At 65.0% G+C, this 13,328-nt stretch carries 16 protein-coding genes and 1 pseudogene; 7 read left to right on the top strand and 10 right to left on the bottom strand.

Features of this window, described 5'->3' with window-relative positions:
- The first annotated feature begins 94 nt into the window (after nt 1–94).
- The 3 genes from EJC77_RS17165 to EJC77_RS17155 all read left to right on the top strand — a co-directional run bounded on the left by EJC77_RS17165 (nt 95) and on the right by EJC77_RS17155 (nt 2,841).
- Nucleotides 95–1,105 carry an ABC transporter ATP-binding protein gene (locus EJC77_RS17165; protein ID WP_240630337.1) on the top strand — a complete coding sequence of 337 codons (1,011 nt, stop codon included), beginning with the start codon at nt 95–97 and terminating at the stop codon, nt 1,103–1,105.
- Nucleotides 1,102–1,878 carry an ABC transporter permease gene (locus tag EJC77_RS17160; RefSeq protein ID WP_125615465.1) on the top strand — a complete coding sequence of 259 codons (777 nt, stop codon included), beginning with the start codon at nt 1,102–1,104 and terminating at the stop codon, nt 1,876–1,878. Before EJC77_RS17165 ends, EJC77_RS17160 begins: the two co-directional genes overlap by 4 nt.
- Nucleotides 1,879–1,947: 69 nt before the next feature.
- The gene (locus EJC77_RS17155; protein WP_125615528.1) at nt 1,948–2,841 is read left to right on the top strand and encodes a COX15/CtaA family protein; all 894 of its coding nucleotides are present in this window, start codon (nt 1,948–1,950) and stop codon (nt 2,839–2,841) included.
- A 33-nt stretch (nt 2,842–2,874) separates the two neighbouring features.
- Here the strand turns inward: EJC77_RS17155 and EJC77_RS21480 are convergent, their stop codons facing one another.
- From EJC77_RS21480 to EJC77_RS17110, 10 genes are all read right to left on the bottom strand, one after another.
- Nucleotides 2,875–3,087 (bottom strand): aldehyde dehydrogenase family protein, encoded by a 213-nt coding sequence (locus tag EJC77_RS21480; protein WP_338069495.1) that lies wholly within the window; start codon nt 3,085–3,087, stop codon nt 2,875–2,877.
- 17 nt (nt 3,088–3,104) lie between these two features.
- On the bottom strand, nt 3,105–3,236 hold the full coding sequence (locus tag EJC77_RS21475; RefSeq protein WP_338069494.1) for a hypothetical protein: 132 nt from the start codon (nt 3,234–3,236) through the stop codon (nt 3,105–3,107).
- 5 nt (nt 3,237–3,241) lie between these two features.
- A complete protein-coding gene (locus EJC77_RS17145; protein ID WP_125615462.1) occupies nt 3,242–3,463 on the bottom strand; it encodes a hypothetical protein in 222 nt (73 codons plus the stop codon).
- A gap of 164 nt (nt 3,464–3,627) precedes the next feature.
- Nucleotides 3,628–4,203, bottom strand: a complete 576-nt coding sequence (locus EJC77_RS17140; protein WP_125615524.1) for a recombinase family protein — start codon at nt 4,201–4,203, stop codon at nt 3,628–3,630.
- A gap of 258 nt (nt 4,204–4,461) precedes the next feature.
- Nucleotides 4,462–5,211, bottom strand: coding sequence for an SDR family NAD(P)-dependent oxidoreductase (locus EJC77_RS17135; RefSeq protein ID WP_125615459.1), 750 nt, complete (start codon nt 5,209–5,211; stop codon nt 4,462–4,464).
- A gap of 151 nt (nt 5,212–5,362) precedes the next feature.
- A complete protein-coding gene (locus tag EJC77_RS17130; protein ID WP_125615456.1) occupies nt 5,363–6,358 on the bottom strand; it encodes a Gfo/Idh/MocA family protein in 996 nt (331 codons plus the stop codon).
- Nucleotides 6,355–7,257, bottom strand: coding sequence for a sugar phosphate isomerase/epimerase family protein (locus EJC77_RS17125; protein WP_125615453.1), 903 nt, complete (start codon nt 7,255–7,257; stop codon nt 6,355–6,357). The genes EJC77_RS17130 and EJC77_RS17125 overlap by 4 nt, the downstream gene beginning before the upstream one ends.
- Before the next feature lies 1 nt (nt 7,258).
- Complete coding sequence (locus EJC77_RS17120; RefSeq protein ID WP_125615450.1) at nt 7,259–7,828, bottom strand: VOC family protein; 570 nt, start codon at nt 7,826–7,828, stop codon at nt 7,259–7,261.
- On the bottom strand, nt 7,825–8,844 hold the full coding sequence (locus EJC77_RS17115) for a LacI family DNA-binding transcriptional regulator (protein ID WP_240630336.1): 1,020 nt from the start codon (nt 8,842–8,844) through the stop codon (nt 7,825–7,827). The genes EJC77_RS17120 and EJC77_RS17115 overlap by 4 nt, the downstream gene beginning before the upstream one ends.
- Complete coding sequence (locus EJC77_RS17110) at nt 8,807–9,790, bottom strand: Gfo/Idh/MocA family protein (RefSeq protein ID WP_125615447.1); 984 nt, start codon at nt 9,788–9,790, stop codon at nt 8,807–8,809. The genes EJC77_RS17115 and EJC77_RS17110 overlap by 38 nt, the downstream gene beginning before the upstream one ends.
- A gap of 151 nt (nt 9,791–9,941) precedes the next feature.
- On the opposite strand from EJC77_RS17110, the pseudogene EJC77_RS17105 reads away from it, so the two are divergent.
- The 4 genes and pseudogenes from EJC77_RS17105 (at nt 9,942) to EJC77_RS17090 (ending at nt 13,326) form a co-directional block, all read left to right on the top strand.
- A pseudogene (locus EJC77_RS17105) lies at nt 9,942–10,513 on the top strand (bifunctional 4-hydroxy-2-oxoglutarate aldolase/2-dehydro-3-deoxy-phosphogluconate aldolase).
- Nucleotides 10,510–11,058, top strand: a complete 549-nt coding sequence (locus EJC77_RS17100; RefSeq protein WP_125615444.1) for a P-loop nucleotide/nucleoside kinase family protein — start codon at nt 10,510–10,512, stop codon at nt 11,056–11,058. Before EJC77_RS17105 ends, EJC77_RS17100 begins: the two are co-directional and overlap by 4 nt.
- 286 nt (nt 11,059–11,344) lie before the next feature.
- Nucleotides 11,345–12,763 carry an MFS transporter gene (locus tag EJC77_RS17095; protein WP_125615442.1) on the top strand — a complete coding sequence of 473 codons (1,419 nt, stop codon included), beginning with the start codon at nt 11,345–11,347 and terminating at the stop codon, nt 12,761–12,763.
- Nucleotides 12,764–12,945: 182 nt separating this feature from the next.
- Complete coding sequence (locus EJC77_RS17090; protein ID WP_240630334.1) at nt 12,946–13,326, top strand: sugar phosphate isomerase/epimerase; 381 nt, start codon at nt 12,946–12,948, stop codon at nt 13,324–13,326.
- Nucleotides 13,327–13,328: the final 2 nt, after the last annotated feature.

Here is a 13,328-nt window from a genome sequence, read left to right as displayed (position 1 = left end):
ACACGGTCTCCAGTAAGGCGAGCCTATCCATGGATGTCGCCTTGCTCACACGCCCCCAGCCCAGTGCTACTACTACCTAGCGTAGAATAGCCGGGTGCAACACTCTTCCCCGCCCGCGCTGGAAATCGCCGGACTCATCAAGGACGTTGGTCCCGTACCCGGCCTGGATGGCCGGATGAAGCGGGTCATCTCCAACATTAGCCTGACGGCCCGATTTGGCGAGGTCACCGCGCTGCTCGGGGCCAACGGCGCCGGCAAGACGACGACGATCGAATGCGCCCAGGGCCTGCAACGGCGTACCGGCGGCACGGTATCACTGCTGGGGCGTGACCCGGAAACGGCCGACGCGACGCTGCGGGCCCGGGCCGGCGTCATGCTCCAGGACGGCGGGCTGCCGCCCGCCGCGAAACCCGTGGCATTGTTGCGCCATGTTGCGCGGATGTTCGCGAACCCCCTGGACGTGGACACCCTGGTGGACCGGCTGGGGATCGGCGACTTCGCACCCACCACGATCCGGCGGCTGTCCGGCGGCCAGAAGCAGCGGGTGTCCCTGGCCGCGAGCCTGCTGGGCAACCCGGACGTGCTGTTCCTGGATGAGCCCAGCGCCGGGCTCGACCCGCAGTCACGCAACATGGTGTTCGAGTTGATTCGCGAGCTGCGCGACACGGGCAAGGCGATCATCCTCACCACGCACCTGCTCGACGACGCCCAGCGCCTGGCCGACCACGTCTACATCGTCAACCGGGGCGAGACGGTCGCCGACGGCACCGTCCCGGAGCTGCTGAGCGCGGCGACCTCCGCGCAGACCGGACGCACGCTCACCTTCGAGGCGGACCCGGGCCTGGACACGTCGCCGCTGGCGCGCCCGGGCGTCACGGTCGAGCAGACCCGCCCGGGCAGTTACCGCCTCAGCGGCGCGCTCGAACCGGGTGATGTGCGCCGCCTCGGCACCCTGCTGGCCGACCGCGGGATCATGCCCACGTCGCTGCACCTGGCGTCCCAGTCGCTTGAGGACGTGTTCCTCGCCATCTCCGCGGAAACCTCCCCGGAACCCGTGCCGGTGCCGTCCGTGCGGGCCGGCGTGACTGAAACCGAGCTGCCATGAGCACGTCGTCCCTGTTCGTCCGTGACACCCCGTCCGCCCCCGCACCACTCGTGCGCCGGGTGCTGGCCCAGGGCGTGTACGAGGCCTCCACCATGCTGCGCAACGGCGAACAGCTGGTCCTCATGATCATCCTGCCCGTGCTGGGTCTTGTGGCGCTGGCCGTCACCCCGGTGCTGGACGGGTTCGGCACGAGCCGGGTGAACGTGGCGGTGCCGGGCATCCTGGCCCTGTGCGCGCTGTCCACGGCGTTCACCGGACAGGGCATCGCCACCGGCTTCGACCGCCGATACGGCGTGTTGCGCTACCTGGCGACGACCCCCCTGGGCCGGGCCGGGCTGATCGCGGGAAAGGTGATCGCCGTGCTGGCCGCGCTGGTCATCCAGGTGGCGATCATCGCCGTCGTCGCCCTGTTCATGGGCTGGCGGCCGAACCCGGCCGGGTTGCTGATCGGCGTGCCGCTGCTGGTGCTGGGCGCCGTCACGTTCACGGCGTTGGGTCTGCTGATCGCCGGCACGGTCCGCCCGGAGGCGACCCTCGCGATCACCAACCTGGGTTGGATCCTGCTGGCGGCCGTGGGCGGGATCATCCTGCCGACCGCCAAGTATTCGGCGACCATGGGCACCATCGCCCAGTGGCTGCCCTCCGGCGCCCTGGGAGAGGCCATGCGCGCGGCGCTGGTGCACGGCAGGGTCGACGTTTTTGCCGTATTCATCCTGCTCGGCTGGGGCATCCTGTGCTCGGCCGCGGCGATCAAGTGGTTCAAGTGGAACTGATCATCAGTCGGACAGAAGGACGTGAGTGAAGTGAGCCAGACCAGTTCGGTGGCGGCCAGGATCGGGAACATGCTGCCCACGACCGTGACCCCGGTGCTGCGCCGCATGTCCGTCGCGTCGCTGATCGGCCAGGGCGTGCTGATCGTCTCCGGCGGGGCCGTGCGGCTGACCGCGTCCGGCCTGGGCTGCCCGACCTGGCCCAAATGCACGGCCGATTCCCTGGTCAACACGCCGGAGATGGGCATCCACGGCATCATCGAGTTCGGCAACCGCACGCTGACGTTCGTGCTGGCCGCGATCGCGGCGGTCATGCTCGTCATGCTGTGGAACATGCGCAAGGAGCGCCGCGACCTGTTCTGGCTGGCGTTCGGCCTGCTCGCCAGCATCCCGGCGCAGGCCGTGATCGGCGGCATCACCGTGCTCACGCACCTGAACCCGTGGGTGGTGAGCCTGCACTTCCTGGTCTCCGCGGCGCTGGTCGTGCTGGCCATGCTGCTCGTCAACCGGACGTACGGGCGCACCGGCAGGACCTCCGTACCGTATGTGGCCGCCCCGGGTGCGGCGCTGCGCCGGCTGGCCGGCCTGGCGGCCGTGTGCGGGTACCTGGCCGTGGTGCTCGGCACCGTCGTGACGGGCTCCGGCCCTCACGCGGGCGACGCCAACGCCCCCCGCAACGACCTCTCCCCCTACCTGGCCGCCCGGGTGCATGTGCTTCCCGTGTACGTGCTGGTGGTCGCGGTGGTCATCCTGGTGGTGCTGGCGTGGAAACGCGGCAACGGCGACATCATCCGCAACGCGGCAATCCTGCTGGCCGTGTCGGTCGTGGCGCAGGGCGCCATCGGCTACTGGCAGTACTTCACGGGCCTGCCCAGCCTGCTGGTCGGCATCCACATGCTGGGGTCCTCGGTGCTGCTGGCCACGGCCACGAACATGGCCGACGTGACCCTGCGCCGCGCCAAATAGCCCTCGCCGTCCGCCTGTCAGCCGGCCCGGCCATTATCCGCCAACATGCAGAAGACGCTTGTTGACGAATTCATCCATGCCCAATTCATCCATGCTCAACGGGCCCGGTTCTGGACCGAAACCCGAGCGTTTCACGCCACCTTGACCGTACGGGGTGTCGCTCGCGAGTTCCAGGGCCTCTGCGTCGCAGGGGGCGCGGGAGACGACCACCACCGGGCCGAAGAATTCCTCGTAGTAGGCGCGCATGCCTGGGCTGACACCGGTCAGCACGGCCGGCTGCAGGTAGAATCCGGGGCCATCCAAAACTGTCCGCCGGCATGGAGCACGGCGCCCTTGTCCACCGCGTCGCGGACCTGCTCGGCCAGTTCCACCGCCGCGGCACCTCCGACAGCCATGACCGTCAGGGCTGCCACGACCGGCCCTGCGGACGGAATGACCACCAGTAATGCCACCGCACCGCCGGCGCAAACGCCTCGGCAAGGATCGACGAGACAGGGTCAAAGGCCGCCGACTGGGCGATGCGCATGCCGACGACGGCGGCGGTGATCAACAGGGCGGAACCCGTGTTCAAGACCCAGAATTGGAACGCGGCAACGACCGGCACTGCCAAGAACCCGATCATGGCCACACGGTGCGGTGTGCGACCCTCACCCAGCCACGGCCTTGGGGACCAGCGGTACAGTGGTTGGCGCTAAGCGTGTGATCGTGGTTCCGGGCTACGGTTCATCTGGTGCCATAATCTTCTGCACTCCCGTGGGGCCTCAGTGATCACTGGCCTTTGACGGATCAGGCGTTTGGGCCGAGGCGGCGGTAGAGCGTCGCGCGACTCCACCCGACCAGGCGTGCCGCGTCCTCGGCCGTGCGTCCCTTCGCGCGGGCGTCCTTCGCGATCGCGAGCTTCTCGGCTATCACCGCCGGGTCCGAGAGTGGCCGGCCGAATCGGGTGCCCGATTGTCGGGCCGCGGCGATCCCGGCGTTGACGCGCTCCACGATCAGCTCGCGCTCGTACTCGGCCAGGGAGGCCAGCAGGTTCAGCATCATCCGCCCGGTCGAGGTTGCCGGGTCTATCCCGTCCGAAATGGATCGGACATTCACGCCGCGTTCGCGCAGCAGGTTCACGGTGTTCAGGACATCGACCAGGGAACGGCCGAGCCTGTCGACCCGCCAGACCACCACGGTGTCCCCGGCCTCGGCATACTCCAGCAGCTTCTTCATCCCGGGCCGCTCGATCGCGGTCCTGCTGCCAGAGGTGACATCGGCGAACACATCCCGCTTCTGCACCCCGTCCTTGACCAGCGCGTCAAGCTGCAACTGCGCATCCTGGCTCGAGGTGCTGACCCGCGTGTATCCCAAATGTCTCACCCCGCCATTTTGGCTCAAAAACCCCTCGAAGCCAACCACGTAAGACGTTTTACGGCGGGACGACTTTTCGAGACACTTGGAGCCCTGCCACTCCGGGCCAGGCGATTTTCGGTGTGAATCGCAGCGGTAAATGGCGGCTTTCTCGCAGCGCTAAATGGCGCTCCGCTGCGGGGTATGGACAGGCAAATAGCCGAAGATGGTAGCGGGCGGTTGAGGGCATACCGGTGGCACGTTGTGGCGGAGATGTTGGTTCCTGGGTTAGGTCCCCATGCCGAGGTGCGCTCCACCTGCCACGTCCAGGGTAACGCCCGTGATGTAGCGGTTGTCGGGGTCGGCCACGAAGAGGATGGCGCGGGCGACTTCGTCGGGTTCGGCAAACCGGCGCATGGGAAGTTGCGCGGCACGTTTGGCCCGGTTGGCGGTTGCATCCGGGCCGGAGTCTTTTGCGAACTGCGCCCACATGGGAGTGTTCACGGGGCCGGGCGCAATGGCGTTGACGGAGATGCCGTGGGGTCCGAGTATCTCGGCGAAGGACCACATGATGTGAAGCACGGCGAGTTTGCTGGCGTTATAGGGCAGGTAGTTGCTGCGGGCTTCTTTGGCTGCGACGGAGGAGAGGATAACGATGGCGCCGGCCGTGCCGGACTCAATCATTGACTGTGCCGTTTCCCGGACCATGGAGAACGTGCCGGAGGAGTTGATCCGCATGACGGATTCGTATTCTTCTGTCGTGGTGTCCATGATGTCCGGGGTGGCGCCCAGGACTCCGGCGGCGTGAATGAGGGCGTCGATGTGCCCGTACTTGCTTGTAACGTCTCGGACGACGGCGGCGCATTGTTCCTCGGAGGTGACGTCGAGCGGGAAGAAGGCGGCTAACTCCTGGCCCTCCTTGGGGGCCCGGTCGGCTCCAATGATGAGGGCTCCTTCGGCTCTGAGCGCATCGATGACTGCGTTGCCGATACCACCGCTCGATCCGGTCACCAGAACCACCTGCTCGTTGAGGCTCATTTGACATCTCCGCTCGTGGGCTGGCTGAACCGCAGTGGCTTTGCGGTTGGGTTCCGGGATGCTCTTTTCATCTGCCTGGTTCCTTACTGGGGGTGTTTGTAACGGGGTCCGCCTCGGGAGGGCCCGTTGCGGCACGTGATGCCTTTGCGGTTTAGCTGTTGCCGCTGGTGGCGTGGCTTGCCCATTGCCGGCCTTCTTGTTCCTCCGTGGGCAGTCCGGAGGCAGCGAGGATCCGGTCCAGCAGGCGCTGGGTGTGGACGGCTTCGCGACCCGAGGTGAGCGGCTGTGCCCGGTCGGCGACGCGGTCCAGGAAATGGTGGACGGCGGCGGAGAATCCGAGTGTGTCGGTCGCTGTGGCCCACCCGTAGGCCTCGGCGCTGAGCTCGCGCGATGTGGTGACTCCGTTGACAGTGGTCGACACGGTTTCGGGTGCACGCACCTCCACGGTCTTTCCGTCGCCGTAGGCGTCCAGTTTTTCGTTCCAGGCGCCTGCGGTTCGGGCTGCCATCAGCACTCCGGTGTTGCCGGTGCTGAAGCGGATGAGGGCTGCGACGCCGTCTTCTTCCCACGGGTCATCGCCGGCTGCATGCGCGGCCACGTCCACGGGATCGCCGCCGCAGAACCAGCGCAGCAGATCGACCATGTGGATGGCGTTTTCAAACGTCGCGCGGTATTCCGAACCGGGGCGGTTCTTTTGGGCGAGGCAGAAGGTGGCGCCCTTCTCACCGAACGCCTGCCGCCCTGCCGTGTAGACGGGTGCGTAGCGGCGGTTGAAGTCGACCATCAGGATGCGGTCGCGATCGTCGGCGAGGTCGGCCAAACGCTCGGCTTCTTCCGTGGCCGGGGCCAGGGGTTTTTCACAGAACACGTCGACGTCATTGTTAAGGCACAGCTCGACGGCATGTGCGTGTTCGGACCGGGGTGTGAGGACGAACACGGCGTCCAGCTCCTGGGAGGCCAGCATGTCCTCCACTGACCGGTATGCGGAACTGAAACCCCAGCGTCGGACCAGGTTTCCCGGGTCCTCGCGCCGGGACACCAGGGCAGCCAACTCGACATCATCGCGCTGGACGAGTGTGGGCAGTTGGGCGATGGAGGCGATGTTGCCCGCGCCGATAACGCCGACGCGGAGACGCTGCCCGTTCATCGGGCGTTCTCCATTTCTGCAATTTCCGTAAGCATTCCGCGCAGCGCGGCCGCGGATTCCCGGAACCCGTCCTCAGGGCTCGGGAGGTCCTGCGGGTGCCAGCGGTACTCGTATTCGATGCTCAGCAGGTCATCGTAGCCGTGGCGCAGCAGCGACGCGAGGATCTGGCGCCAGGGAAGGACACCGGTGCCGACGACCCGGGACCGTACCGAGCGCTCGGACGCGTCGACGCGGGCTGTTTCCGTGGCGCGGAAGGCCGCGTCGGGGTCGGTGAACACGAGATCCTTCACGTGTACGTGACCGATCAGCTCCCCTTGGACAGCAAAGGCGTCCTCGAACGATTCGTCGTGGGTGAAGGTCAGGTTGGCCTGGTCGTAGAGAACACGGACGGCTGGGTGCGCAACCTCCCGGACGAGGGCCGCGGTTTCTGCCGCCGTCTGGGTCATGGTGCCGAAATGGTTCTCCACGCACAGGCGCACCCCTGCCTGTTCAGCCTCAGGTGCCAGGGTCTGCAGGGCCTCCCGCAGTCTCGCCCATCGCCGGGCATGATCGGCGTCCCCCGGGTGCCAGGATCCGGCGTACACGCGCACCCGGTCGGCCCCGAGCAGATGCGCGGTCTCAATCGCGCCACGGAATTCGTCTACTCCGGCTCGCCATTCACTCTCGTCCAGGGCGTTGATGGCCGTGGTGTAGGGCGTAAGGCCAATGATGGGCAGGCCCTCATCTTCCGCCGCCCGCAATGCCTCCATGGCGGCGCGCCGGTCCCCCTGGGGGAGACCGGAGGTATAGCCATCTTGGTAAATGACTTCTGCGGCATCGAGCCCTGCCGCCCGGAAAAGCCTGATGGCCTGCGGGACCGTATGGTTCGGAGTGCCTAGTGTGTGGCCTGCCAGTCGCATTTTAAACGTCCTTCCTGAAAGTGTCTTGAGTTGCTGCCCAGTCCGCGGGACCGACCAGCCGTGGAGGGGCCGTGACGCGGGATCGGTCGACGATTTCCATCAGCAGCCCCCAGGGGGTGATGAAGTAGGTCCAGCGGTTGCCCGCCACAGGAGGACTGTCGCCGGCGACTTCCTTGCGCTCCCCGAGCACGCGCACTCCAGGGGTTTCCTGCAGCACGGCGACCGCTTCGTCTACGTCGTCCACAACGAAGCACAGGTGGTGCCCGCCTGCGTCGCAATGCCGGGGTGGGGTTTCCCGCCGTTGAGCGCTGCTCCATTCGAAAAGCTCGATGTTCAGGTTCGGGGGCAGCCGCAGCATGGCGAGGGTGAGCCGGGCATCAGCAGGGACATCGAAGTTCGTGGGCATGAACTCGGGGTCGGGTCCGCGCTCGGAGCGGTACAACTCCTCGGCACCAAGCACCTCGACGAAGAAGCTGATTGCGTCCTCGAGGTTCGGAACTGTCAGGCCGATGTGGTCGGCATGCCGCAGCCCGGGCAGCGGGCGAAGCGGCCTTGCGCTGGCTCCGGTCATTTGCGCGGCCCCGCTGTGGAGGCGCGCACCAGAAGTTCAGGTTCCAGAACGACGTGGTCCACCGATCCGTTCAGGTTCTGCTTTTCTGCCAGCTCGATCGCGATGTTTCCCATGTCAGCAATCGGCTGCCGCACTGTGGTCAGGGCCGGGTTGAACCGGGCGCCCAATGCCAAGCCGTCAAAGCCCATGACCGATACGTCCTCCGGAACGCGGATGCCGCTTTGGCCAAGGGCCGAGATCACCGCGAAGGCGACCATGTCATTGGCGGCGATAATTGCCGTCGGGGGATTTTCCATCTCAAGAAAGTGCTTTGCCGCGCGCGCCCCTGCGTCCGGGTCGGAGCCGCTGTCGAGGACAAGGGGCGTGCTGCTGCCTTCCGCTGACAGCTCCAGATACGCGTCCATCCGGTCCTGCGCCGTGTGGGTCCCGGAGATACCGGAAACGTAGCCGATCGAGGTATGCCCCAGGGAACGCAGGTGCTCCAGGGCGAGGACTATTCCGCGGCGGCTGTCGACGGTGACGGTTGGAACCGAGGAGTCGCCTTCCACGCGGTCGATCACTACCACCCGGTGGCCAAAATCAAAACGCTTGAGGACGCCGGTATCGACTTTCGTCGACGGCGCGACGATTCCGAAGGGGGCGTACATGGCCTGCATCGCGGTGAAGTACCCCTCCGTTTTGGCAGGGTCCCCGTTCGTGACGCACAGCAGCAGCTGGTAGCCGCGCTCATCAGCGGCCTGCGTCATGGTCTTGGCAAGTTCTGCAAAGAACGGGTTGGTGATGTCGGGGACGATCAGGGGGACGAAGGTGCTGGTCTTTCGACGCAGAGCCTGGGCGAGCGGGCTCATCGTGTAGCCGAGCCCCTCGGCGATGCGCAGAATGTGCTCCCGGGTTTCGCTTTTTACCGCTTCCGGCCGGGAGAATGCCCGGGAAACCGTGGAGCGGTGGACGCCGGCCGCCTTCGCGACCACGTCAATATTAGGGTCGGCCATCTTCTCTTCCTCCGTGGTCGTCATACGCCTGCCAAATCGGGCGCATCGCATCTTCAAGCTGGGCCAGTGTGGGCAGCCCCCGGAATCCATTCTCCAGCGTCTGCGCGACACGGCGTACGAACGGATCATAGAGGGGGTCACTGTCAACGTCGATCACGGCGGACTCCGTCGCCCCGTCCAGCGTGGTGAAGGTGGCGGAACCGTCTGAGTCGACAGAGGCGAATCCGGCCTCGCCCGCCGACGTGTAGCTGCAGTAGCGCTTCAACGGCGAACCCGGGAATGCGTACCCCACCTCGATGATGGCTTCACGCCCGCTCGCGGTGGTCATGATGAGGCTGGCATGGTCCTCAACACCGGCACCGTGCATAACGGAGGAGAGCCGGGAATCTACGTTCTCCGCTGACTCCTTGCTGCGCTGCAGGAACAGATCGACAAAATGCGGTGCCAGATTCGCCAGGCAACCACCACCGGCAGCAGCAGGGTCCAGCATCCAGGGATTGCCGTTATCCAGGTAGCGCGAGGGCGGCCCGGCGATAAAGGTGGCTCTCTGGTACGCCGGGCGGCCGGCCTTGGCCAGCCAACGGTCGGTGGGGCCGCCCCGCTGAACGAACGGGACTGTCGCGGGCACACCGGCCGCTTCGGCGGCCTTCCGCACCCCGGAAAGTTCCGCAAGGGAAGTGCCCAGGGGCTTCTCCACCACGAACGGAATGCCGCGCTCGATCAGCGCAAGACACTTTTCCGCCATGCCATTGTGCGGTCCGAAGACATAGGCAAGCCCGAGATCCGGCAGATCCACCAGCCTGCGCCAGTCAGCCTCCACGGGAGCGTTCCACGCCTGCGAAAGCCCCCGGACCAGCGATGCATCCTCGTCGCTGATGCCGAGAACCTGGTGTTCTTCGCCGATCGCCCGCGCATAGAGCGGGACGTGCCAGTGCGAAGCACCAAGGATGATCGTACGTGGTCCACTCATCCGCCAGCTCCTTTGCCAATTATGAGATCGATTGCCGAGATCGGTTGCACTAACCGTATGTTTGGTGGGAGAGTTTGTCAACAACAAGTCACGCGCGGCCCGGGGGTTCCCCTGAACAGGGACACTGCCTGGGCCAGAAGAAAGGCAAGCAATGTACAAAAAACTTCGCACCCTCGAAACGATCGACCGGTCCGGTGCCGTCCTCATCGTGCGCCTTGACAATGAAGATCTGGCGGAACGCGTGGCGGAGGCCGCGATTGCCGGAGGCTTTCAGGCCCTTGAAATCACGCTCTCGATCCCGGGTGCGGTGGAGGTGATTCGCCGGCTCTCCGGCAAGCATGGGCCCCATGGAGTGGCGGTCGGAGCCGGAACGGTCCTGGACGAACACTCAGCCTACGAGTGCATCCGCGCCGGCGCCGACTTCCTGGTCAGTCCCCAACTGAACCCGGCGATGATCCGGATGGCCAACCGGTACCAGGTGCCGACCATCAGCGGCGCATATACGCCGACGGAACTTGTTGAGACNCCCCCCTGGCGCACCTTCCGGTCATGCCGGCAGGCGGCGTCACCCCCGGCAATGTCGCCGAATGGTTTGCCGCCGGCGTCGCCTGCGTTGGCGTCGGCAGTGCCGTGACCAAGGCATGGCAACCGGACGGCGACTTCTCCCGTGTCACCGAGGCCGCCAGGGAGTTTCTCGCAGCAGTGGCGCTGGCCCGCCAATGACGTCCCCCCAAGTCTTCATTGTCATCGGCCCTGCCGGATCCGGAAAGACGACCATTGCCCAGCAAACAGCACAAGAGCATGGAGCGGCCTATCTGGACAAGGACCGGATCTGTGGCCGCCTTGTCGAGTTTGGCTTGAAGGCAGCCGGACACGACCCCAGCGATCGGGAATCCAACGGGTTTTACCGGGAGAATGTCCTGCCCCTGGAATACGAGACGCTCATGGATGTAGCCGGAGCGAATCTGCGGCTGGGACGACCGGTCGTGCTCGATGCACCCTTCGGCGCGTACTTCGCCGTACCGGACTACCTGACGCGCGCCGCGGAAAAGTTCCACTGGCCTGCCGCGGAGGCCACGGTGGTGCGGGTCCGGGTACCCCAGGACATCCTCCGGGAGCGACTCATCCAGCGGGGCCTGGAGAGGGACCGGTGGAAACTTGCCCATTGGGACGAGTACTGGGCATCGTACGGCAGCTTGGACTGCACCTGGTCCGGCGTCCGCTTTCTCGATCTCAACAATGAGACCTCCCTGCCACTTCAGCGATGACTCTCCAGGTCCGCCACGTGTGGACCGGTCCCCGCTGGTGCTCCCGTTTCGCCCAGGCGAAACGTTTGGACCTCCTGTTCTCTTGTTCAGAAATAACCGTTGACAGAGCCGGCCAGCCTCAGTATTGTTGCTTGCAACCGATCTCAGCAACCGATCTCATTTAGGAAACTTTGCAATCGATCTCACTGGGGAGGGGCTGGACCAGCTTCTTCCCATTGAAAGCCGGGCAGCGCCTATGCGTTGCCCATACCCCCACCGCAGCAAACGTGAAAATATGGAGAGTTCAATGAAGACCTCAAATGAAGCCGTCGGCAGTCCGGATCCTTCGGGGATTCCCGACGTGGCCCTCCTCCCCCGCCGCTCCGTCAACATGGTGGCGGGCACGATCGGCCACTTCGTGGAGTGGTACGACTGGTACACCTACGGGCTGCTGGCCGCCGTGTTCTCGGCCCAGATCTTCCCGGGCCACTCCCCGTTCGCATCCCTTGTGGAAGCCCTGCTCACCTATGCCATCGGCTTCGCTGTACGCCCCTTCAGCGGAATCATCATCTCTCCACTGGCTGACCGCTTCGGCCGACGTCTCATCCTGACGCTGTCGATCTCCGGGATGGCACTGGGTTCCCTGATCGTTGGCCTGACCCCTTCATTTGCAACGATCGGCTACGCCGCACCAATTTTGTTCCTGTTCGCACGCATCATCCAGGGGATCTCCGCAGGCACCGAACAGCAGAGCGCGATCGCCTTCATGGTCGAACACGCTCCCCCGAACCGGAGGGGACTGTTCGGCTCCTTCTCCAACATGGCAAGCGGCCTCGCGACCCTGGCAGCGACCGGCGGCGCGGCGATGGTGACATTGACATTTTCTCCTGCCGACCTCGCCGCCTTTGGTTGGCGCATTCCCTTCCTCGTGGGCGGCGTGCTTGGCCTCATCGGTCTCGTCCTGCGGGCCCGCGCCGATGAGACACCCGAATTTGAGGCAAGCGCCCTCGTCGACCGGAAGTCCGCCTGGGCGCGCCTCAAGGACCTGCTCCGGGAGCACCCGAAGGCCCTGCTGCAGGCGGCCGCGCTCTCGGCGCCGGCGGTGGCCTACTACACCTGGGCCACATTCCTCCCCACCTACGCCAAGCTGACCACCGGCCGGGACCTGGGTTCCACCTTGGCCGGCAGCGTTATCGGGCTGGCCTTGCTCGTTATCATCGTGCCGATCTGCGGTGCGCTCTCTGACCGACTCGGCCGGCGCAAAATCTTCCCCATCATCGGCGCCATCGGCATGATCGTCCTCTTCTACCCCCTGCTCCTGCTGTTGAACCAGCCGGGCTTCTGGGTTTACGTCCTGGTATCGGCATCCGGATGGGTGGTTCTAGGTATCTGGCAGGCCGTCTACCCGACCATTCAGGCCGAGCTGTTTCCCGCCTCAGTCCGTGTATCCGGCATCGGGTTCGCACACCAGATCGTCATCGCCGTCTTCGGCGGCACCGCGCCACTGATCGCCGCCGCATTCGTCGGCGCCGGACATCCCATGTATGTCGCGATCTACATGATCGCCATTGTCGCCATCTGCCTCATCGCCTACTTCACCCTCCCCGAGACCGGCAGCCGGGCCGGCCGGGCCACCGTGGCTCTCGACGACTCCGAGGTGCTCAACGGCGAAAACCTGATCGTGAGCACTTCGTCGGGCAACGACGAAGCCAAGCGTTCCCAGTAGGCACGATTGTCCCTAGGAAGCCGTGGCGGTTCGACTGGGCAAGAATGGGCGCGTCTGCCCCGGGTCTATTCGAGCCGCCTGGCTCGCCAAGGGTGCAATACCTTACGCAGGATCGAAATTCACGTTACGTTATGAATGAAACAATTTTTCTCCATGGGAACAGAACTGCGAGGACTTTTTGCATGATTATTAATACATTTTCCTATCTATGGTCAGCTATGGCAATTGATGCGATTGCGGAATTGGTCGATAATGGGTTTGAGAGTTTTGAAGTGCCGATTAGCTCTCCGCATTGCTGGCCGGATGAAATATCTAGCTTGGAACGCTCGGCAATTTCTGCAAGACTCAATGACTACGGTGCCAAGATCAGGTCTCTGAATGCCGGCGGTTATGACATCAATCTGGCTAGCCCTGGCGCTAACATGCGGCGCAAAAGTATTGAGCATATCAAGTCGGTGATTGATTTGGCCGCGGGTTGGGATGCAGGGTCCCGGAAAAGTCGCGTGTCAGCAGGTCAGCAGGCATGTGAGGGCCCGGTCTGGATCGCGGGCGTGGTGTCGTAACG

Source organism: Specibacter cremeus (genome assembly GCF_003946885.1).
GTDB classification, from domain to species: Bacteria; Actinomycetota; Actinomycetes; order Actinomycetales; family Micrococcaceae; genus Specibacter; species Specibacter cremeus.
This window is presented reverse-complemented; position numbering and strand designations above follow the sequence as displayed.